The organism is Cedecea sp. FDAARGOS_727, assembly GCF_012273235.1.
Taxonomy (GTDB): domain Bacteria; phylum Pseudomonadota; class Gammaproteobacteria; order Enterobacterales; family Enterobacteriaceae; genus Cedecea; species Cedecea davisae.
The window spans coordinates 1,241,494-1,262,445 of record NZ_CP050966.1 but is presented as its reverse complement, the minus strand read 5'-3'; the positions used below and the strand labels follow the sequence as shown (position 1 = coordinate 1,262,445).

Annotated in this window: 19 protein-coding genes; 9 read left to right on the top strand and 10 right to left on the bottom strand. The window is 48.2% G+C overall.

Annotation, left to right across the window (positions count from 1 at the left end; all coding sequences use genetic code 11):
- Positions 1 to 41: 41 nt before the first annotated feature.
- Positions 42 to 1,364, bottom strand: coding sequence for a PTS sugar transporter subunit IIC (locus FOC35_RS06050; protein ID WP_016534721.1), 1,323 nt, complete (start codon positions 1,362 to 1,364; stop codon positions 42 to 44).
- Positions 1,365 to 1,488: 124 nt separating this feature from the next.
- On the bottom strand, positions 1,489 to 1,803 hold the full coding sequence (locus FOC35_RS06045; protein ID WP_172568434.1) for a PTS sugar transporter subunit IIB: 315 nt from the start codon (positions 1,801 to 1,803) through the stop codon (positions 1,489 to 1,491).
- A gap of 195 nt (positions 1,804 to 1,998) precedes the next feature.
- Between FOC35_RS06045 and FOC35_RS06040 the strand changes: the two genes are divergently transcribed.
- The 8 genes from FOC35_RS06040 (at position 1,999) to FOC35_RS06005 (ending at position 11,104) form a co-directional block, all read left to right on the top strand.
- Entirely contained in the window at positions 1,999 to 2,706 is a 708-nt protein-coding gene (locus FOC35_RS06040) for a GntR family transcriptional regulator (RefSeq protein ID WP_016534723.1), read from the top strand.
- A 261-nt stretch (positions 2,707 to 2,967) separates the two neighbouring features.
- The gene (bglK, locus tag FOC35_RS06035; RefSeq protein ID WP_016534724.1) at positions 2,968 to 3,861 is read left to right on the top strand and encodes a beta-glucoside kinase BglK; all 894 of its coding nucleotides are present in this window, start codon (positions 2,968 to 2,970) and stop codon (positions 3,859 to 3,861) included.
- 10 nt (positions 3,862 to 3,871) lie between these two features.
- Positions 3,872 to 5,302 carry a 6-phospho-beta-glucosidase gene (locus FOC35_RS06030; RefSeq protein WP_016534725.1) on the top strand — a complete coding sequence of 477 codons (1,431 nt, stop codon included), beginning with the start codon at positions 3,872 to 3,874 and terminating at the stop codon, positions 5,300 to 5,302.
- Between the two features lie 373 nt (positions 5,303 to 5,675).
- Positions 5,676 to 6,125, top strand: coding sequence for a hypothetical protein (locus FOC35_RS06025; RefSeq protein WP_172568433.1), 450 nt, complete (start codon positions 5,676 to 5,678; stop codon positions 6,123 to 6,125).
- Positions 6,126 to 6,426: 301 nt separating this feature from the next.
- Positions 6,427 to 8,112, top strand: coding sequence for a methyl-accepting chemotaxis protein (locus tag FOC35_RS06020; protein ID WP_172568432.1), 1,686 nt, complete (start codon positions 6,427 to 6,429; stop codon positions 8,110 to 8,112).
- Between the two features lie 147 nt (positions 8,113 to 8,259).
- Positions 8,260 to 9,498: a cytochrome P450 gene (locus FOC35_RS06015; protein WP_172568431.1), complete on the top strand. Its 1,239-nt coding sequence runs from the start codon at positions 8,260 to 8,262 to the stop codon at positions 9,496 to 9,498.
- Positions 9,499 to 9,644: 146 nt separating this feature from the next.
- Positions 9,645 to 10,454, top strand: coding sequence for a CatB-related O-acetyltransferase (locus tag FOC35_RS06010; protein ID WP_172568430.1), 810 nt, complete (start codon positions 9,645 to 9,647; stop codon positions 10,452 to 10,454).
- A 350-nt stretch (positions 10,455 to 10,804) separates the two neighbouring features.
- Positions 10,805 to 11,104 (top strand): DUF1889 family protein, encoded by a 300-nt coding sequence (locus FOC35_RS06005; RefSeq protein WP_039897871.1) that lies wholly within the window; start codon positions 10,805 to 10,807, stop codon positions 11,102 to 11,104.
- 100 nt (positions 11,105 to 11,204) lie between these two features.
- Here FOC35_RS06005 and FOC35_RS06000 read toward each other — a convergent pair whose 3' ends face one another.
- The 4 genes from FOC35_RS06000 to FOC35_RS05985 are packed head-to-tail and all read right to left on the bottom strand — an operon-like array spanning position 11,205 to position 16,210.
- Positions 11,205 to 12,590 (bottom strand): DHA2 family efflux MFS transporter permease subunit, encoded by a 1,386-nt coding sequence (locus FOC35_RS06000; RefSeq protein ID WP_172568429.1) that lies wholly within the window; start codon positions 12,588 to 12,590, stop codon positions 11,205 to 11,207.
- Between the two features lie 27 nt (positions 12,591 to 12,617).
- Positions 12,618 to 13,598 carry a hypothetical protein gene (locus FOC35_RS05995; protein ID WP_172568428.1) on the bottom strand — a complete coding sequence of 327 codons (981 nt, stop codon included), beginning with the start codon at positions 13,596 to 13,598 and terminating at the stop codon, positions 12,618 to 12,620.
- Positions 13,595 to 14,737 carry a hypothetical protein gene (locus tag FOC35_RS05990; RefSeq protein ID WP_172568427.1) on the bottom strand — a complete coding sequence of 381 codons (1,143 nt, stop codon included), beginning with the start codon at positions 14,735 to 14,737 and terminating at the stop codon, positions 13,595 to 13,597. Before FOC35_RS05990 ends, FOC35_RS05995 begins: the two co-directional genes overlap by 4 nt.
- A 45-nt stretch (positions 14,738 to 14,782) precedes the next feature.
- Positions 14,783 to 16,210 (bottom strand): bifunctional 2-methylcitrate dehydratase/aconitate hydratase, encoded by a 1,428-nt coding sequence (locus FOC35_RS05985; protein ID WP_172568426.1) that lies wholly within the window; start codon positions 16,208 to 16,210, stop codon positions 14,783 to 14,785.
- 390 nt (positions 16,211 to 16,600) lie between these two features.
- Between FOC35_RS05985 and FOC35_RS05980 the strand changes: the two genes are divergently transcribed.
- Positions 16,601 to 17,488, top strand: coding sequence for a LysR family transcriptional regulator (locus FOC35_RS05980; RefSeq protein WP_172568425.1), 888 nt, complete (start codon positions 16,601 to 16,603; stop codon positions 17,486 to 17,488).
- 259 nt (positions 17,489 to 17,747) lie between these two features.
- Here FOC35_RS05980 and FOC35_RS05975 read toward each other — a convergent pair whose 3' ends face one another.
- From FOC35_RS05975 to FOC35_RS05960, 4 genes are all read right to left on the bottom strand, one after another.
- The gene (locus FOC35_RS05975) at positions 17,748 to 18,950 is read right to left on the bottom strand and encodes an acyltransferase (RefSeq protein ID WP_254065375.1); all 1,203 of its coding nucleotides are present in this window, start codon (positions 18,948 to 18,950) and stop codon (positions 17,748 to 17,750) included.
- Between the two features lie 200 nt (positions 18,951 to 19,150).
- Complete coding sequence (locus FOC35_RS05970; RefSeq protein ID WP_172568423.1) at positions 19,151 to 19,987, bottom strand: MBL fold metallo-hydrolase; 837 nt, start codon at positions 19,985 to 19,987, stop codon at positions 19,151 to 19,153.
- Positions 19,988 to 19,997: 10 nt separating this feature from the next.
- Positions 19,998 to 20,324 carry a hypothetical protein gene (locus FOC35_RS05965; protein WP_172568422.1) on the bottom strand — a complete coding sequence of 109 codons (327 nt, stop codon included), beginning with the start codon at positions 20,322 to 20,324 and terminating at the stop codon, positions 19,998 to 20,000.
- A 41-nt stretch (positions 20,325 to 20,365) separates the two neighbouring features.
- On the bottom strand, positions 20,366 to 20,929 hold the full coding sequence (locus FOC35_RS05960) for a peptidylprolyl isomerase (RefSeq protein ID WP_172568421.1): 564 nt from the start codon (positions 20,927 to 20,929) through the stop codon (positions 20,366 to 20,368).
- Positions 20,930 to 20,952: the final 23 nt, after the last annotated feature.

The following is a 20,952-nucleotide window of genomic DNA, read 5'->3' as shown; positions in this document are numbered from 1 at the left end:
GGAGGCAGGTGAAAATTAAATCGCTATCATCGGTGTACTTTCTATTGCGCCGCCTGAACTGCATTTACCTTATTGGCGGCAATAACGAACGGTAAATAAATTAAAGTGGAGATGGCCAGGCACAGCAGCCCTACAATTAGCGCGAGCCAGTTCCCTCCGGTACCAAAGAAGGCTATCAGCGGCCCCGGTGTGGTCCACGGCACCGCATAGGCAATTGGCGGGATAATCTCCATGCTGACAAAGAAATAACCTACCAGCGAGTTGACGAAGGGTACGGTAATAAAAGGAATAATCAGAATAGGGTTCAGCACTACCGGCAGGCCAAAAATAACGGGCTCGTTGATGTTAAACAGGCCGGGAACAAAGGCCATTTTTGCCATATCGCGATAGTCGGCGCGGCGTGAGGCAATAAATATTGCCAGCAGCAGGCCAAGCGTCATCCCGGAGCCGCCGTAGTTGGCGAAGGCGTCGTTGATACCGCCCCAGGTTATCGGGTAAGGCGCGCCCCAGGTGGTACCGTTGGAGGCCGCAAACGAGAGGTTCTCGAGGTTGGCTTCGGAGAAGATAGTCTCGCGAATAGCGGCCACGGTGTTTGGCCCGTGAATACCCAGAACCCAAAGGAAGTTAGCCACTACGCCTAGTACCAGAACAGCAACAATGTTGGTGCCCATGTTTTTCAGCGGTGCCTGGATAAGGGTATAAATCAGTTCGTTCAGGCCGTTAGGTGAGATTTTTGTCAGGCAGTAGTTCAGCACCGAGAAGAAAATCATCACGAAGAAAATAGGGATAAGCACCTTGAAAGAGCGGGCAACCGCAGGCGGAACGGCCGCTGGCATAGTAATGGTGATTTTCGGATTACGCGCCAGGCGGCAGAAAATTTCGCCGGTAATAAGCGCCACGATGATAGCGACGAACAGCCCCTGCGGACCGAGATACTGGGTCGTCAGGTAAGCCGAGCCGTCAATCATTTGGTAAGGCGTGTAGACCACGAAGAACGCGCCGATTGCCGTCAGCCCGCACAGCAGGTCGTCCTGCTGGTAGCTAATGGCGATATTACGCGCCACCAGGAAGGCAATCATTATCGACATGATATTGACCGAACCGTTCATCACCGGCGAGAAGATCTTCTGCGCTTCGGCTAAATTCGGGAATAACGTACCTAAATGCAAAAGCGAGGCAATAAAGCCATCCGGAGACAAAATAGCAAAGTTGATCAGCACGATCAGAGAACTGGCCATGACAATCGGGAATGACAATATAAAAGCATCGCGGATAGCCGAGATGTGTATCTGAGAGTTTAATTTAATCGCAATAGGAACAAGAAGTTTTTCCATACCGCGTTCAAAGGCATTCATTATACTCATGATGAGCCCTTTATCATAAGGGAGATATTGAACAATTATTTGAATTTATCGACGAAATACGAGATGGAACTCGAGAGAAGTGACGATAAATTCAATGAATTATTTATGTTATACGCGGCACTAATTAATGACTGGCCAAAAGATTTAATGCGGTATCTAAAACGGATTTTCCATCTATTTGCCCATAGTGTTTCATGTCAATAACTGAAACAGGGATTTTACCCTGAGCAACATCCTCTATTTCACTTTTCTGGAAGCGAACCTGCGGGCCAAGTAAAACAACATCGGCTCCATTTTTCTTGATTATTTCTTTGGCTTCTGAGATTGCCAGTGCGTTGATATTTACCTCAATATTTCCCGCCTCGGCGTGTTCTTTCATTCTTTTAACCAGCATGCTGGTGGACATCCCTGCGGCGCAAACCAATAAAATATTCTTCATTTTTACCCTTAACTCTTTGTTGGTAATCAGACAGCGGCTAACTTAATGAATATCAATTTCTTCATCTGCCATTTCGATCACAGTTAGTAACCACAGAGTGGTGCAATAAATAAGATAAAAATGAACATGTGTTGAATTTCAAATGCGATTAAGATAGTAATTAATTGTTTTTTAATGAAATAGGGAGGTTCAAAAGTGGTTTACAAAGATGTTGTTAACTTACTAAAAAGCAGGATCAGCAGCCCGACCTACAATATCGGCGACAGCCTCCCGCCGGAAAAAGAGCTTGCTGAGTTCTACAATGTCTCGCGCAATACGCTGCGTAAAGCGTTGCGGGTGCTGGAAGATGAGGCCCTGATTGAGCGCAGGCACGGGTCCGGCACCTATGTGCGAAACAAACATTTCCAGGCCTCGGTGACCCACCTGGACAGCTTTACGGAAATCGCTAAAAGCGAAGGGAAAAAACCTTCAAGCCAGGTGCTGAGGTTTGAGCTACAGCAGGCCTCCGAAGAGATAGCCAGCCGCCTGCAGCTGGCGATTGGCGAACCGGTTTACTACGCTAAGCGGCTGCGCCACATCGACAACGTGCCGATGCAGGTGGAGGAGACCTGGCTGTCGGTTAACCGCTTCCCTGACCTGACGGTGAACCATATGAAACGATCGAAATTTTCCTACATTGAAGATGAGTGCGGCGTTAAAATTCACGGCTGCTACGAGTCATTTCAGCCGCTTTTACCGCCGAGCGACATCGCCAAATTGCTGCACATCAGCGTACGTGATCCGATTATTCGCATGGAAACTCAATCAGTTGATGAAAGTCACGGCCCGATTGACTATTCGATTCTCTATACCAACGTGTTTGAGTTTCAGGTGAAATATTTTCTGCCGCGCAAAGTGGGTTAACGTCCGGGTGCCCGTATTCGCAATGGCTGTCACAGTTCTGTTCGAAAAAGAGGTTCATTACTCAGCTAATAAATGAACCTATTCTGTAAGCGCTGTTAAAAGCATGGTTAACTATCTGTAAATAATGCATTTTAACAGGTTTATAAGTTGTTCATTTTGTAATTTCTCCACGCTTGCCGGATAGGCTTTCGATTGATTAAGCTTTTCTCCATTGCAGGCGGGGAATATGCCGCTGCGGGTATATCCGGGAGAAATTAACGTATGAAAATTGCCGCGTTTGATATCGGTGGCACAGCGCTGAAAATGGGCATTATCACCTCGCAGGGTGAGATGCTGGAAAAAGACAAAGAGACAATCAACGACAGCGATGGCGAACAAATCCTGCGGGCCATGCTGAACTGGATTGCCGCACATCCCGAATGTGAAGGGATTGCGATTAGCGCACCGGGCTACGTTAATCCCCACACCGGTTTCATCGAAATGGGCGGTGCCATTCGCCGCTTCGACAACTTCGCCATCAAAGCCTGGCTTGAAGAGCAAACCCAACTTCCTGTTGCCATTGAAAACGACGCCAACTGCGTGCTGCTGGCCGAACGCTGGCAGGGCAAAGCGAGTGAAATGAGCAACTTCCTGGTGCTGACCATAGGCACCGGCATCGGCGGCGCAATCTTCTGTAATAACCAACTGGTTCATGGCGCACGTTTTCGTGCCGGAGAGTTTGGCTACATGCTGACGGAGCGGCCTGGCCCGCGCGATGTTCGCCGCTACACCATGAACGACAACTGCACGCTGCGTACGCTGCGTAAACACTATGCCGACTATGCCGGCCGCCCCCTCGAAGAGGTCAGCGGCGAAGAGATTTTTGACCGTTTTGACGCGGGCGACGTGGTCTGCCAGCGCCTGGTAACGGAGTTCTTTAACGACCTGGGAACCGGCCTCTATAACCTGGTCAATCTGTTCGACCCGCAAAAAATTCTGCTGGGCGGCGGCATCGTCGAGCGCCCCGGCTTCCTGGCCCTGCTGCGCGAGCATCTCGCCTGGTTCACGATTGACGAATACATCGACACCGTCAGCCACGGCAATGACGCCGGATTAATCGGCGCGGTCTACCATTTTAATCAGCACTATCGGTCGCATCCTGCGATCTCTAATTGAGGGAGAGAATATGTCCGGATTTAAAGAAGGCTTTCTGTGGGGTGGGGCGGTAGCGGCGCATCAGCTGGAAGGCGGCTGGAAAGAAGGCGGGAAGGGAATTAGCGTGGCCGATGTGATGACGGCGGGTGCCCATGGCGTACCGCGAGAAATTACCGACGGCGTGTTGCAGGGTAAAAACTACCCGAACCACGAGGCAATCGACTTCTATCATCGCTACAAAGAAGACATCCAGCTGTTTGCCGAAATGGGCTTCAAATGCTTCCGTACCTCGATTGCCTGGACGCGTATTTTCCCGCTGGGCGACGAGCAGGAGCCAAACGAAGCTGGCCTGAAATTCTATGATGATCTGTTTGACGAGTGCCTGAAGCACGGCATCGAACCGGTTATTACCCTGTCGCATTTCGAAATGCCTTATCACCTGGTGACCGAGTACGGCGGCTGGCGTAACCGCAAGCTTATCGACTTTTTCGTGCGCTTCTCCAAAGTGGTCTTCACCCGCTATCAGCACAAAGTGAAGTACTGGATGACCTTCAACGAGATCAACAACCAGGCCAACTTCCACGAAGACTTCGCGCCGTTCACCAACTCCGGCCTTAAATATCAGCCGGGCGAAGATCGCGAGCCGGTGATGTATCAGGCTTCCCACTATGAACTGGTTGCCAGCGCGCTGGCCGTACGCGCCGCCCGCGAAATCAACCCTGAGCTGCAGGTTGGCTGCATGATTGCCATGTGCCCAATCTACCCGCTGACCTGCGCACCGGGCGATATGATGATGGCGATGAACGCCATGCACCGCCGCTACTGGTTCACCGACGTGCACGTTCGCGGTAAATATCCTCAGCACCTGCTGAACTACTTCGAGCGCCGTGGATTTGAGCTGGATATCACCAGCGAAGATCTGGCTGCCCTGGCCGAAGGCTGCGTGGATTACATCGGGTTCAGCTATTACATGTCGTTTGCTACCAAAGCGAGCGCCGATAACCCGCAGTTCGATTACGACGAAAGCAAAAGCCTGGTCTCCAACCCTTACGTGCAGAAATCTGACTGGGGCTGGCAGATTGACCCGGTTGGCCTGCGCTATTCGCTGAACTGGTTCTGGGATCACTACCAGCTGCCGCTGTTTATTGTTGAAAACGGCTTCGGCGCGATTGATGTGGCTCAGGAAGACGGCTACGTGGATGACCAGTACCGCATCGATTACCTGTCTGCCCACGTTGCCGAAATGAAGAAAGCGGTAGTTGAAGATGGCGTTGACCTGATGGGCTACACCCCGTGGGGCTGCATCGATCTGGTTTCCGCCGGGACGGGCGAGATGAAAAAACGCTACGGCTTTATCTATGTTGATAAAGACAACGAAGGCAACGGCAGCCTGAGCCGCAGCCGCAAGAAATCCTTCAAATGGTATCAGGACGTTATCGCGACTAACGGCGAAAAACTCTGATAGCGCTTTGTTAGCCCCCTCCAAACGCTGATTGCCGGTCAATCAGCGTTTTTTATTGCCAGCTGGTTCAGTCAATCAGGCGAAGGCGCGGCGCTTCGATATCCCGGCAGCATCTGGCTCAAGCATGCAATCTTCATCTTCTCCTTATTACAGCCGCCACGGCTAGTTATTTAACTTATGATGGAATGAATATCTGTTATTTCCAGTGCGGTGAATTTCTTTATGTATATTTAATTTTTTAATTAAAAAAACATGAATGGTGCGATATTGACGAAGCTATGTACCTCTGATGTACTACGGCGGTATTTTATTCAGTTCGTTGGTGATTGATTCACCTGAAGACAATAAGCTGAACTTAACTCTGGAAATAATAATGAAAAAAATAACACGGCTTCTGCTGGCGACCGCCGGTTTGCTTTTTGCTATGGTGGGACAGGCTGAATCAGTAAAAAGTGTAAATGCTGAACACCGTATTCCGGCAGTGAAGTTAATTAATACGGCAGATAATCATTCCGCCTTTGTTAAGGGCTCCATTCCCTCTCTGGCAAAGCTCTCCTCCGAGGATCTCTATTTCAGCAACACCTTTGAAGAGTGGCAAAAAGGCGTTCATCCGGCACCGAAAAAACAGTATGTGGTGACCCTGAAGGGCAAGCTGAAGTTTAAGGTCAGCGATGGCTCCACCTTCATTATCGAGCCTGGAACGGTACTACTTGCGGCGGACACGGCAGGAGAAGGCCACAGCTGGGATATTGTTGACGGTAAGGAGTGGGTGCGTGTCTACATCCCGGTAGGCGAAGACGACCACTTCATTGCCGATAAATAATCATCAATGATTTTTTAATTTAATTAAAACCCCGTTAACCACAAAAAGGTGCGGGGCTGCTATCCCTAAATATAGTAGTTTTATTCTTTTCTGATTATATAAATTACGCCTGCGTTAGCCGTAATGTTTTTGTCATTATTTTGCTATTGTTAAAAATTCATAAATAGCGCTAAAGAATTCATTTTCGTTGCCGATGTTTTTTTTGATAATTTTAAAACTATAGTCGCAACCGTTGATGTGATTTCTACCGATTACCTCCTCTTCTTGCCTGCGATATAACCATAAAAGCTCAGAGGGATTTATGAACAAACTGAAAAATATGCGACTCAGCACCATGCTGGGTGCCGGCTTTGCGCTGGTCATCGCCATTGGATTTTTTGTCGCATTATTTGCCAGAATGCAGTTGGTTTCAGTCGGAAATAATCTTAATTACGCCGCGAATGTTCGCCTGGTGAATTTACTGACTATCGTAAAAATTAAAGACAACATTACCGATAACGCCCACGATATTCGCGATATGGCGCTGTACACCACGCTGCCGCATACCGAAGAAGAGAGCCGGGAATACATCCAAAAAACCAACCTGGTGCTCGAAAAGCGCATTGCCGATAACAACGTCCTGTTACAGCAGCTGGATAAGGCGCTGAAGCTCAAGCGTTCCCGCGAGCTGTTCGACAATCTGAATAACGTTCGCCCCGCCTATTCACAGGCGCTGCGCAAAGTGATGGGAGTGAGCGCTGCCGGGCAGTACGACGCTGCCCGTGCGCTGGTGATTAATGAAGTTATCGGCCCTCAGGCTCGGGTGCTGGATGCGCTTAGCGACATGATTTCCGATCACTCCGGTTCTACGGTTAGTATGTCCCGTCATTATGTTGAAGAAGCTCATTATGCCGGTAACCTTTTGCTTATTATTACTATTATCAGTGCCCTGATTGGCGCGCTGATAGCCTGGGGAATTAGCCGCGCGGTTAAAGGGCAGCTTGGCGGTGAGCCAACTTATGCCGCTTTAGTGGCTAAACAAGTTTCTGAAGGGCAGCTCAATACTGGCGTCGAGCTGAAGGCTGGCGATACCCGCAGCCTGCTTGCCGCGATGGATGCGATGCGCACCCGCCTGCTGGGTGTTGTCCGCGAGGTACGCGACAGCAGCCACTCCGTTTCAATCGGCGCCAGTGAGATTGCTGCCGGCAGTACCGACCTGAGTCAGCGCACCGAGGAGCAGGCCGCCAGCCTGCAAGAAACCGCGGCCTCAATGGAGCAAATGAGCCAGACCATTCAGCAGAACGCCGAGACGGTTCGGGCGGCGACTCGCCTGGCAAACTCCGCCAGCGAGACCGCGACCAAAAGCGGCAACGCGGTGAATAATCTTGTGTTGACCATGCAGGAAATTAGCAACAGCTCGCAGAAGATTGGCGATATCATCAGCGTTATCGACGGTATTGCTTTCCAGACCAATATCCTGGCGCTGAATGCCGCGGTGGAAGCGGCTCGTGCCGGAGAATCCGGGCGTGGCTTTGCGGTCGTAGCCGGAGAGGTTCGTTCCCTGGCACAGCGATCTGCTTCAGCGGCTAACGAAATTAAGGCACTGATTGAGGACAGCATGCGTACGGTGACAAAAGGATCGGATATGGTGAGTTCGGCGGGCGTTACGATCGATGACCTGGTTCAACAGTCTCACCGCGTTGCGGGCCTGATCTCCGAGATAGGCGTGACTACTGAAGAGCAGGGGCAGGGCATTAATCAGATTAACGTGGCGATTACCCAGCTTGATCAGGTGACCCAGCAGAATGCCGCCCTGGTTGAGGAATCTGCCAGCGCCGCAGATAGCCTGAGCGACCAGGCCGCCAAATTAGTGCAGTTGATGAGCATCTTTAATACCGGGCAGTCACTTGCTGCCGCAAACGCTCGCCCGTCTCCTGCTGTACCAAAGGCTATCAAACGCCAGCCCGCAGCGGTGGCAACCGGGTCTGAAAACTGGGAACAGTTCTAAGGGGTTACCGCTCGCTGTTTTAAAAAGGAGGCTCGAGTTTTGCTCGAGCTTTTATTTTTGTGTGAAATTTAATCAGTTTGTCGTTGACGTGAAACGGACGTCTGCTTAACTCAATGTGATATTCGTCACGTTATCGAGGGTTCTGGCATGACTCAAACGCGTAACAAATTGCTCCGTTTTAACCCAGCCTCTCCCGACTTCCACGCTAATCTCTACGCAGTGTACAGCAATATGCGTGGCGAGCAGCCGCTGGTTCGCCTCGGCAGGACGTGGATACTTACGCGTTATCATGACATTGCTAACGTTTTAAAGAATCGATCTTTTATTAGCTCAGGCATTCCGGAACAACTGCATAACGAACTGGATCGTCTGGGTTTTGAGCTTTCTCCCGCCTTGCGCGCTTTTCTCTTCGGGATTGTCCTTTTTGAGGATGGCGAACGACATGCCTCTCACCGTTTGGCGCTGCAGGCATTATTCAAGGGCGAAGCCTGGAATGAAGTGAGTGAGATGGTTACCCGGCAGGCTCAAAAGCTGGCAACTCACGCCGCCGCTGGGCGGCATTTTGATGGCATTCGCGATTTTGCTGCACCGCTCTGGAGGCAGGTTTTTACCCGTTGGCTTAATCTACCGCCGGAGCTGCAGGAGATTGTTGAGCGGGAAAAGACCGCGATTCGTTTATTGCTCGATCCCAGCGCAATTGATGACGCTGGACTGAAACAGCTTATGCAAGCGATGAGCCAACTGGATAAAGGTTTTAATCAGCTGCTGGAGGCCCATTTAGCGGGTTATGACTCGTTGTTTTTCCGCTCGCTGGTGAAAGGCTATGATGGCGACCTGGCAACGTTGCAACAGAGATTCAGTACGGACTGTATCACTATGCTGATAGGTGGCAGTGAAACCAGCGAGGCATTGACGGGAAACCTGCTATTGATGCTGGCGCAGCGCACTGAGCTACAGAAAGGGGTGCAAAATGGCTCGCTACGAATGCGCGACATTGTGACCGAAACAATGCGCTTTGAATCTCCGCTGCAAATGGTGCGCCGCAAAGTTCAGTCTCCGACAGAGCTCCACGGCAGGGAATTACGCCCGGGCGATAATTTACTGTTGTGCCTGGGTTCAGCTAACCGCGATGAGTCCGTTTTTGAAGAGGCTGCCAGTTTCAACCCCGGCAGGAAAAACGCCCAGCGTCAGCTTGGATTTGGCATCGGTATGCATCAGTGCATAGGCCAATTCCTGGCGCAGTTTCAGGCTGAGCAAATGGCCACGGCATTGTTTACTCAGGGCAGATTGGCGCAGTCGGGTGAGGCCGCCTGGTCGCAGCGAAGTCTTATCCTTCGTTCTCTCGACGTGCTTCCCCTGCATTTTGTTAACGGCGCTTGTGAATGATTCAGTTTCTAACCTAAAAAGTACGCATTGCCTATTTCTGGTCAGTCACAGATTTATGTATTAACTTCCTGGTGGATATTGATAAAAATAGGCTTGTGGGTTATCGTTATTTTTAATATTAGACTAATTTTATAGATTCTGTGAATATGAAAAGTGAATTATTTAAGTTTACTGAAGAGAATAATAATGGATATGCATTTAGATGGACCCGCAAACATCATGAGTATTGCGCAGATAATCATATTTTCCTGGGTCATAAAGGTAAGAAGGTTTATAAAGAGAAGAGTTTATTACGCCTCGCTAAAGGTGATAAAGTTAAAATCGACGATAATGTCATAGCCGAAGAATATTCAACAATGCCGGTGCGGAATTTTTCCAGCGTGGGCGCATTTTCATTCCCAACTTGCCATTTTTCAGGAAACGTTGTTATCGGTAGATTTTGTAGCATTGCCTCACATGTGAAGATAATGGGAGGGAATCATCCAATGGATAGATTTACCACGCATATGCTGACCTACAACGGGGACTTTGATCGGTATGCAAGGACTGAATTTAATAGCGAGTGGATATTAAAACCGTTTGATACTACTCAAAAAAATCCGGTTATAGGTAACGATGTCTGGATTGGCAACGACGTGGTTTTGAAAGGCGGAATTACGATTGGAGATGGGGCTGTTATTGCGGCAAACTCGGTGGTGACAAAAGACGTACCTCCTTATGCGTTAGTGGGTGGCATCCCTGCCAGGGTTATTAAATATCGATTCAATACTGATGTCGTTAAAGAATTATTATCAATAAAATGGTGGGAGTATAACTACCCGGATCTCCCGGATAATAATAGGTGTGATGATATTGATTATTTTATAAAAGAAATGAGCGACCGGATTGCTGACGGAAGTTTAAAGAAGAGGCATTATAAATCTTTTGATCTTTCTAAAGATTTTAGATCTCTGTGATAGTTGGTTGCATTTTTTGACAGGGGGGGGGCTGCATGGGAGATTTGAAATCTTAATTTTTTAATCTGGCTGAAAATAAATATTAAAGCACTTGGCTTATATAATTTAATAAAATTATGATGATAACTTATAAAAACATCATCGCACGCTTGTAAAGGTTCGTTTTTTACTCAGCTGTAAAGGTGTTGAAGAATGGGCTTTGGCCCTTATCGGTTGGTTGTGGCGTCTATCAGGATTTTATAGGGGTCTAAACGTGACTGACCCTGAAAAAATGAATCAGGATTAGTGATATCTTTAATCTTGCGAACTATAGTCTTATTGATTAAGTGGTTAATTTTAAGGATAAAAATATGCCAGAGGTAATTGATAAAGCATTAGACTTCATTGGTGGTATGAATACATCCGCATCTGCACCACATCCGATGGACGAAAGTACAGCGAAGGAAATGCTCAAGTATTTGAAGCAGTTAGGAGTGCCGGCCAGCGCAGCTGAAATTACAGCGCGAGGCACTCAGGAAGGCTGGAACGCCGAGTTCACGAAAAAACTGGCCAGTTGGGCCGATAAAATTGAGGCTGGCGATCGTGTTATCGCCAAACACCCGGAATACTTTTCTTCTTATATGAAAGAAGAACTCCGCGCGCTGGTATGAGTTAAGTATCAGCTCTCCTGAAAAACTAAGGGCCGACGATAGCGTCAGCCCTTTTTGTTTGTTGCTCTTGCCTGCATAATTCCGGGCTCGCCTCAGTCCATCAGCGATGCAGGCGTAGCGTACTGGCAAGAGACGATATTGCCGCTATGGCGCAGGCCATCCCAAACACATATACGGCAAATTGAACGCCCGCGTCCCCCGTTAAGCCATTCAACAACGCAATGATCATCGCAACCAGCGCGGCACCAATAGATTGCCCTGCCGTTCTGGCCGTTGACAGTACTCCGGAGGCCGTTACCGTCCGATTTGCTGCGACATTTAAAAACATTTCTTTGTTGTTTGGCGGCAGGAATAGACCATATCCAATCCCGCAAACCGCCACGCACCACAGAAAATCATTCACCGTCGCGGCATCCGGCAATAGCGTCAGTGAGCCCAGGCCGAGGCTAAATATCACCACGCCAACGGTGGATATCTGGGTCGGATTGAAACGGTTCGACAACTTCCCTGCAAGCGGCGCACAGAACGCCACAGCTAGCGGCCATGGGGTAAAGATGAATGCTGATTCCAGCACAGAGTAGTGATAAGTATGCTGTAGCACAAAGGGTAACCCCACCAGCGCCATCCCCTGTGCAACGAACATAGAGACAGAAGAGAGCACCGCGAAGGTATATTGCCGTGAATGAAATATATCCAGCGGCAACAGAGGGTTATTCGAACTCATCTGGGCTTTTATAAAGACGGCGAAGAGCACCACAGACGCAACGCCGCAAAATAGTAGAGTACGACTTTCCCAGCGCCCGATTTGATCGACGGCAATAACCATCAGACCTAATGCAACTGCGGAACTGATCGCCCCTCCCCAGTCGAATCCCTTCTCTTTTTCGGTATCCATACCCAATGAGATCAGCGAAAAGACAATGGCCAGCCCTCCCAGCGGAATGTTGATATAAAACAGCCAGGGCCAGGACAGGTAAGAAATTATCAGGCCGCCCAGCGCAGGGCCTATGGCCGTGCCTACCGCAAATGCCAGCGCATTCAGTCCAAATATCGTCCCCAGCGCGGCGGGGGGAAAGATAACCCGGTAAAGCCCCAGCCCAACGCTTATCATGACCGCATAGCTCACCCCCTGAAGTACCCTCATGAAAACCAGTACGCCAAAGGTCGGAGAGAGGCTACAGCCCAGAGAAGACAGCGTAAACAGCACCATCCCTATCGTGTAAAAGCGCCGCTCCCCTATCCTGGTGCCGAGCGAAGCACAAATCAGCATTGTTGCTGCGCTCGCCACCTGATAGCCGTTGGTCACCCAGATACTGGAGGCCGAATCTACCTGTAATGCATTAGCAATGGAGGGTAAGGCGATATTGACAATAGAGCTGTCCAGCGCTGCCATCAAAACGCCTATCAAGATGGCCGCCGCTGCCAGATAGCGCCTCGGCGTTTCAAAGCCTTGTTCTAAGGTGTGACTACTGCTTACCAACGACATATCCTCAGGTCCTTTATTGGGATGAAATTATGCGCAAAGACTTTCGCTCTCAACGCCCGCGCCTTCGAGATAAGCCAGCATGCCCAGCATCAGCACCTCTTCAGGCCGTGCTATCACAGGAGAACGCGGTGCTTCCCAGTCCTGTTTGCTCCCGTTGATACGAATACTTCTAAGGAAACAGTAGGTTGTGAGAACATAAAATCGATTACGCATATCTTCGCCCATCAGCGGCAGCAGGCCGGAAATGCCTCCTATTTCCGGGATTTCATTCAGGATATTGCCGTAGTCTTGTTTCGCCAGAACGAACATAAGCGCGTCTGACATCGGTACGATTTTTACCGAGTCTTCAACTTCGGCTGCCAGTTCATGCCAAAACGAAAAGGCAAACCGGGAGAATCCAAAAAGCGGATCGAGGCCTCGTACAGAAAAATCGGGATCAATGAAGCTGGTCTGGGATCGCTCCTCGTTATAGAGCACGTTGCCAAAATGGAAATTGAAGTGAGCTTTTTCCACCGAACGGAATTGCTCGCTACGGGCCATATCCAGCGATTTTTCAAAGACCTCCCTGGCCGTGATGCCGAAGCGAGCGCCGTTAAGCAAAACCGGTTTATCAAACAGTTCGTGGGCAAAACGCGTGCCTTCCCATTCCTCCAGTAATCTGGCCGGCATATCGTTCGCCAGCGGACACTGGCTGCTTATCTCCAGGCTGACTGCTTTTTGGATGTTTTCCAGCGCATGCAGGATAATTTCTCTTCTCTCACCCAGAGACCGCCGTTCATCAAACACAATGCTGGAGAGCGGGAGGGCGTCTTTCTTTTCAAGAACGTAGAACTGCCGACCGGCGGCCAGGCCATCGTGCAGAACCGGAACCATCAGCTCCGGGTAGATTTCGTGTAAGGTGCGTATTTGCTCGACCTCAGCCTTCAGCTTTGCATTAAACGCTGCCAACGTGGCCGTCTTCACGACAAAGCCAGAACTCAAAAAATCAACGGTATGTGAACGGGTCATTTTTCAATCCCCGGGAAAGTGGCAACGGGCTGTCCCTGCGCGATATTGCGCGCTACGGAACGGACAACAGCGGTGTAACCCACCGTATTATTAACAAACGACTGGATGATAACTTCGCTGAGATTCTGGTCTGCCAGATACGCCGGACGAAGGATCAACAAATGGTTAGTGTCCGAGAGAATGGTTGAGCAGCGTTGTTCGTAAGCATAAGCACGCCCGCCTAACGGCGTCCGTGAGGCCTGGACAATATAAGGATGTGCTTTGTTCACCCGCTCAATTGCCGCCTCAATAAGATTGGTGCTTAACGCGCCATTATCTTTAACGATAAAGCGATTTATCTGATAACCCGGGGCATGAACCGGTGCACGTAACGATACGGTATTCACCAGTGATGCCCAGGGCATCACTTTTTTCTGGCTCATGGCAATTTGGGAAAAGCTGGGACGGAGATTGTCGCGGGCGTCCTGCATTCGCCCTTCAAACGAGCGTGTGCCCAGCACGCCGTTGGGGGGGGCGGGATGCACAATATCGGTTTCAACCGCCACAATATGTGAAGCGTTACAATTAATAGCGCTCAGCGCGTCGCTTAAGACTCGCAATGAAGCATGCATACCATTCGTCTGGCAGGAGCCCAGGCAGAACATGCCAGAGTTAACGACCTGGCGCTGTATCGTACTGATATCGCCTTCCGTCAGGCTGCCCAGACAGCCGTAAATAGCAGGCAGGCTATCGGCCTCCGCAACGCCCAGGACTACGTCTGCCAGCTCTGACATATTGCGTGCTACAGGGCTGTTGAGATCCATATCCTGCTTGCTGGTCGCTATAAAACCAATATCGAATCGTCCCTCGACTGGTGGGCACTCTTTGGCTAAATCGCCAAAGAAAAAGCCAATTTCACGACCATTAATTTGCAGAACGTTGCTGCTGATAATGTTGATCCGGGATTGTATGCCGGGCTGAGCCATCGCCAGACGTGCAACAATGCCGTCTATTGGGCGGAGTTCAGGATAATGTTTATCTACAGCAGGGGGATTCGTCACGACCATCTGGATCGCGAAACCATCCTGCTGCGGATCATTCTGAATCAACAGGTTTGCGCCAATCTCTGCACCACAGCCTACCAGTATTGCCTTTTTCACTTTAATTACCTCTAATGATATGAATTATTTGGTTTTTTATAATTCTTAATCTAAGGAAAGCATTTTCAGGAAGTCAGTAACGGGCATAGCATCCAGCTTCGTGCCTGAAGTCAGGATGTCGGCCAGGCTCTGTGCCCTGTCTCGTAGCGGGCTATCGGAAAGATTCAGATGGAATTTCGTCAGAAGTGCGTCGAAACATTCTTCACGGCGGCTAACATGACCGAGCGGATACTCGATGAGTGCCGAGATCTCCTCCGCCATCCCATGACACTTTATGTAGAGTGCGTTAGGGATCGCGCGCTTTTCCGGGTCGTAGTAGCTCTCGGTAAATGAAGGACGTTCAGTACAGGTAATTTTCTGGCGTAGTGCTTCCAGTTGGGGATCAGAGGCGAGAGGTTCGTGAAAATCTTTAATGGTCAGATTTCCGGTTTGAAGCCCTACTGCAATCATGTACTGAAGGCAGTGATCGCGATCCGCAGAGTTAGTCAGCACGCCAGACTTATCAATGATTTGAATCGCAGGTCGCGTCGTTTCTACGCGCACATATTCAATGCTTTCAGGGGAGAACCCATCAGATAGCATCCGCTCACGAAGGCAAATAGCCGCCTCCACTGCCGTTTGAGCATGATATTCAGCCGGGTTGGGGACTTTAAACAGGATGTTCCTGATGACAAAGTCAGACAGGTTACGCGTCAGGTTGAGCGGCTGGCCTCTGAGCACGGCATCATCAAACCCCCAGCGACTGGCCGTGAGCGCCGTTGGGTATCCCATCTCACCGGTTTGTGCAAAAAGAGCCAGCTGCAGACCGCGTGCCGTTGCGTCACCGGCGGCCCATGATTTACGTGTTCCCGCGTTTGGTGCATGTCGGTAGGTTCTGAGAGAATGGCCATCGATAATGGCATTGGACAGCGCGCTGAGCGCCTGGTCTTTTGATAATCCCAGAATTTGGGCGGCAGCGATGGCAGAGGCCACTTTAACCAGCACGACGTGGTCAATGCCCAGAGCATTAAAGCAGTTCGACAGGCACAGCACGCCATGAATTTCATAAGCGCGAATCATCGTGTTCAGTACGGCTGACATACTGACAGCTGACTGAGTGCTATCGGAGAGGCTACGCCATGCCGCAGCCGCCAGAATCGCCCCCAGGTTATCGGATGGATGCCCCCATTCTTGCGCAAGCCATGTATCGTTGAACTCAAGCCAGCGGATCATCGAACCCATCTGAAAAGCTGCTTCAATCGGGCCTAAACGTAGTGGGGTGCCCACTATAGGTACACCCTCGCTGTTTTTACTGAATTGCACACTGCGCATGAGCCTGGAGCAGTCGTCGTCAGTGGAGGCAGCGATCGCACAGCCTATCGAATCCAGCAGGCAAAAACGTGCCAGGTGGAGTGTCTCATTGTCAAAGGTTGCTTGCTGATAAGCATAGTCAACCAGCTCGATCATTATTTTATCAAACTCAGCGTGCGCCATGTTTTATCCCATAAACGAAAAGAAGTTTTCGCCAATACAAGTAATGAAGGCCCGGGAAGGTATACATTTGCATATAGTTAAATAACCAATTGATTTTTAATATAATGAACGAGCCCTGCCGATAAAATCGTAATGGGCATGAGAATGAAAAACCAGCGAATAAAATCGAGGTACTCATCGAAAAGATTGATACCTGTGCCATATCAGGCGAGCACGAGGGGTTAGAATGAAGCATAAAGGAAGGCGGATTGTTACTGAGGAGGATCTGGAGGATTCCTTGCAGCCATTAGCCTGGCTTATGTTAATAGTCATAAACAGAGTGACAAATGGTTTTTAACAAATTATAAATATTGTTGAAACATTGAACTAACTTTTAGCATGAGGTCTCAAATGAAGCTAAGTGAACTTCTTGCGTTCGTGACAGTCGTGGAGACAGGGAACATAACCCAAGCCGCAGAGCGCCTGAATCGAGTGCAATCCAGTATTTCCCATCGAATACGAAGCCTGGAAGATAACCTTGATGTAATCTTGTTTGATAGAAAAAATGATGGATGCTCACCCACAGCGCAAGGCCAGATACTTTATGATTACGCACTTAAAATTCTGAATCTTGCGGATGATTGCAAAAACAATATTTCCTACTCTAAAACTAATCAGATAACCATCAGGGTGGGAATAATTGAATGCTTACCCCCTTATATTATTAGTTCGTTGATTGATTTAGGGCAGGATCTGGGCTGGAATATCGATATATCCATCGGGAATACAATCAGCTTGCTGAGCGCCTTTGATAAAAATGAGTTTGATGCGGTCATCATTGGCGCTGGATTTTCCAACGCACAACATACACGTTCCATATTACTTTCCAGCGAGCTGGTGATTATTACTGAGAAAAATCGCCCCTCTATTACCGATATATCCAGCCTGGATGGTGAGGTTTTTTTACTCAGCAGTAAAAAATGTGCAACCTCAACCCGCAATTTCAATGTGCTCTTCAGCGAAGGCAATATCACACCCAAACGTGTAGTGGAGTGTGGTTCCTACCCTGTGCTGTTTTCAAGTATTGCCGCCGGTAAAGGCGTCTCGCTGGTGTTACGTTGTTCGATCAGTAGCGAAGTAAAGAGCAAGATAGAAATCCATCTGCTATCCGGTCAGTTCAATGATTTCAACATAGAACTGGTATATCGCCCGGATTGCCCCTATCTGGATTGTGCAAAGTTTGCCGGTATGATGACTTCCGTCTTCCAGGATCCGCGGCTGCGTGACATCGGCTATTAACAGACTTTCCTTACTGCACACGTAATGCCTTTATCAGGATAAAAAAAGACATAAACCATTCAAGCACGATCGGTAAAGTGGCTAACAGGAATATATTTCCGTTCACGGAAGAGACTGGCAAAAGGCTTAAGGTTTCTTGCTGATTAAGACATAAAGAGAGTGGAAGAGTAATCCCTTACCGTATGCTCTCCTGGCTTATGAGTGGGAACCATCCCGAAAACTAAACGAGATGATTCCCCTATAAGGCTACGATTTATTGTTACGAAGACTCACGCAGAGCGACCAGCGTTTTTGCTCTGAACTTCGCCATAATTATTTTCATCATTGGGACTTCAAAATACTTGTATAAAAAAGAAGCACAAGAGATTGTCAGAATGAGCGCTACGACGATAAGCCCGACTCCCTCCATTAAGTTGAACTTCTTTCCTGCGGTTAAATTCAAAAAATAAAAAAGCACTAAAAAATGTATCATATAGAATGCATAAGATATCTCGCCTAACCAAACCGATGTTTTATGGTTTAAAACGATTTTTTTGTTACCTAAGTCGTCACCGGCAAAGGCGGTAATTAATAAACAAACGGGAATGATAAATACGACACTCATACTGAATTGGTATGGAACATACATGGCTCCAACATACGTTGCGGCAAGTAAGGTAAACGCCGCTGGTTTCGTGAGCATGATTGCTCGCCCATTTATCAGCAAGCGTGCAGCAAACATACCTGCGAGGAATTCAAATATGCGCGCTGGCGGGAAAATATACGAAATCCAAAAGTGATGCTGAGAGATAGGAAATGCTCCCATCATTTTGTTTGGCTCAACCCACAGATAAATAAACATTTGAACCAGGAAGGATGCTACGGTGACGGTAAATAATCCCGCTAAGTCGTATTTTTCTGGTATGGATTTCATCACTTTAAAAAGAAGCGGGAAAGAGAGATAAAACATCGCTTCTATACACAGAGACCAGCTGGGTCTGTTCGCTACGAAAAAGTAGCGAACATCATCAAACCAGGTATTCACCAGCAGAAGGTTTGACGACCACAGCTTGTACTGATAAATACTCACTGCGCCAACAACGAATGCTATCGCCCAGGTCAGAAAATGAGTGGGGTATATCTTAGCAAAGCGCCGCAGGTAAAAATCACCCACGCTATCGCTATCCTTTGCAGACCACACCATTATAAAACCACTTAAGATAAAGAAGTATGAAACCCCTAACCATCCAGCCTTACCCACAATAACTGTATAAACATGCTGGATTGTAGGGTCTGAAAATGGAGCAAGATCGCTGGGCAGCGAAGCATGAAATAAAAAAACTAAAAAGGCGGCCCAGAACCTACTTCCGGTAATCGAAGGTAGTTTGGGCCGTACCGTTAATTTCCCTTCCGCCATTGGTTGTCTCACTAATGTTTCATTAACTTCGCCATAAATAGCATCAGCATTTACTTTGTTGGTCATTGAAGAATTCATCACACACCCCATATATGGTATTTTTATATCAATAATTTATTCTGAAATAGAATCATAGTTACAGACAGAAAAATTAATAATGGCAAAGCAATGTAATCCAGGATTCACATGGATCCTGTTTATTAAAATAATAATGACGGCCAGGGAAATTACTTTGTGGAATGGCACATTTACCTTATCGTTTTTGATTAGTCAGCATCGACGATTTCATATCCTGATTTCTGTTTTTCTATATAGCCAAATCCTTGTGATCCAAAATGCATCCCGCCGACAAGAATCCGGTCAGAACTGACCATCGCAAGGATGCGTGTTCGTGTCTCCGCCGCTGCCTGCGGGTCATGATCGAAGGCAATCGATACTTCTGGTTTTAACAATTGGATATGTGGAAAGTGAACAATATCTCCCCAAATCAACAAGCTTCCTTTGCTGCCTTCAACTCTATATCCCATATGGCCCGGGGTATGGCCTTTTAATGGGATCGCAAAAATGCCGGGGAAAATCTCACCTTCATCAATTAAGCGGAGATTGTCCTGATACTCTTTAAAGGCACTCCGCGCTAAAAGAAAGTTACCTTTTACGCGATCGGTGACGGCAGCAAAATTTTTATCGTCTTGTATGTAATTAAACTCATCAGCGCTTATGACTAGCTCCGCGTGAGGAAATGCAGCTTTTCCCTGTGAATTTATTAGCCCACCAATATGGTCAGGGTGAGTGTGTGTAAGAAGAACGGCATTAATATCCCCTGGCTTTAACCCAAGCTTTGCAAGATTATCAACCAGGGCGCCACCCCAACCTTTAATGCCGCCTGCGCCACTATCGATTAGAATGTTTTTTCCCTTTCTTTGTACCAGGAAGGTATTGATATGAACCGCGTTATGTTCACTTATGCAGGCATTCTCCTGGATTTTTTTGCACTCGGCTTCATCAACATTAGCTAGCAGTCCAAAATCAACCTGGAGGTAGCCATCGCTTAATGCGGTAACAGAGACATCACCAAGATCTTTCAATGGAAGTTGTTCACTCATAATCTATCCTTCAATTTATTGCGTAAATATCATTGGCTTCATAAAGAAAACAGCGGATTCTCGCTACAACGCCGATCTTCTCTTTAATTAATAAATCAACCTGATGCAAAAACTCATTCATCACCGGCCCGGTACGGAAAACCTCTTGCCTGAGTTTTGCCTCTAAGTAAACGGGGGTTCCAAAACTTATGTCGCATGTCACATAGCTGATATGAATGTTATTTTCTTTTGCTTTTAGTATGCCCATGGCCAGGTTTGCTAAAGAGTCAGAGAATTCAGACAAAGAAACCGCATCCATACGATGGTTTGCGGAGGTATATACGGTAATGCTGGGCATTTGATATTAACTCCTGTGAATGGTTATTTTAAGAATAGTGATTACGTAACCCTTGTTGTGACTAATCGCATTCTTTTTATGACGTCTGGATTCACGACGGTACCCATTTCAGCATCACCCCGACTGAGCTGCTCAATTAAGTCCATGCCCGCTGTAACTTTCCCGAACGCGGTATAATTCTGATCTAAAAAGTGTGTTCTGGCGGAAGTAATAAAAAATTGGTGACAGGCGCTATGCGGATTTCTCGACCTCGCCATCCCGACGGTACCGCGTTCAAACGGCATGTGATTAAATTCCGCGGCCAGTTTAGGCAATGTTAAGCTATCCAATCTCGTATTTTTTACCGGATCCCCGGTTTGTGCCATAAAACCATCAATAACGCGGGAGAAAGGTACGCCATCATAAAATTTCGACTGCACCAGCATTTTTATACGTGCGACATGATTGGGTGCCAGGTCTGAAAATAACTGGATAGTGGCAGTTCCACGATCCAACTGCATTTCTATAGTATCACCCTGAACGTTTAACCATCTTAATGCGGCGGGGGCTGCGACAGCACTGGCACATAAGCCCAGACACCCGCCTATAAATAACCGACGATTCATATCATGACTCCATTCCCACAATC

Coding starts and splice junctions, on each gene's coding strand:
- FOC35_RS06050 (WP_016534721.1), bottom strand. CDS start 1,364: ATGAGTATAATGAATGCCTTTGAACGCGGTATGGAAAAACTTCTTGTT.
- FOC35_RS06045 (WP_172568434.1), bottom strand. CDS start 1,803: ATGAAGAATATTTTATTGGTTTGCGCCGCAGGGATGTCCACCAGCATG.
- bglK (WP_016534724.1), top strand. CDS start 2,968: ATGAAAATTGCCGCGTTTGATATCGGTGGCACAGCGCTGAAAATGGGC.
- FOC35_RS06030 (WP_016534725.1), top strand. CDS start 3,872: ATGTCCGGATTTAAAGAAGGCTTTCTGTGGGGTGGGGCGGTAGCGGCG.
- FOC35_RS06025 (WP_172568433.1), top strand. CDS start 5,676: ATGAAAAAAATAACACGGCTTCTGCTGGCGACCGCCGGTTTGCTTTTT.
- FOC35_RS06020 (WP_172568432.1), top strand. CDS start 6,427: ATGAACAAACTGAAAAATATGCGACTCAGCACCATGCTGGGTGCCGGC.
- FOC35_RS06015 (WP_172568431.1), top strand. CDS start 8,260: ATGACTCAAACGCGTAACAAATTGCTCCGTTTTAACCCAGCCTCTCCC.
- FOC35_RS06010 (WP_172568430.1), top strand. CDS start 9,645: ATGAAAAGTGAATTATTTAAGTTTACTGAAGAGAATAATAATGGATAT.
- FOC35_RS06005 (WP_039897871.1), top strand. CDS start 10,805: ATGCCAGAGGTAATTGATAAAGCATTAGACTTCATTGGTGGTATGAAT.
- FOC35_RS06000 (WP_172568429.1), bottom strand. CDS start 12,590: ATGTCGTTGGTAAGCAGTAGTCACACCTTAGAACAAGGCTTTGAAACG.
- FOC35_RS05995 (WP_172568428.1), bottom strand. CDS start 13,598: ATGACCCGTTCACATACCGTTGATTTTTTGAGTTCTGGCTTTGTCGTG.
- FOC35_RS05985 (WP_172568426.1), bottom strand. CDS start 16,210: ATGGCGCACGCTGAGTTTGATAAAATAATGATCGAGCTGGTTGACTAT.
- FOC35_RS05980 (WP_172568425.1), top strand. CDS start 16,601: ATGAAGCTAAGTGAACTTCTTGCGTTCGTGACAGTCGTGGAGACAGGG.
- FOC35_RS05975 (WP_254065375.1), bottom strand. CDS start 18,950: ATGACCAACAAAGTAAATGCTGATGCTATTTATGGCGAAGTTAATGAA.
- FOC35_RS05970 (WP_172568423.1), bottom strand. CDS start 19,987: ATGAGTGAACAACTTCCATTGAAAGATCTTGGTGATGTCTCTGTTACC.
- FOC35_RS05965 (WP_172568422.1), bottom strand. CDS start 20,324: ATGCCCAGCATTACCGTATATACCTCCGCAAACCATCGTATGGATGCG.
- FOC35_RS05960 (WP_172568421.1), bottom strand. CDS start 20,929: ATGAATCGTCGGTTATTTATAGGCGGGTGTCTGGGCTTATGTGCCAGT.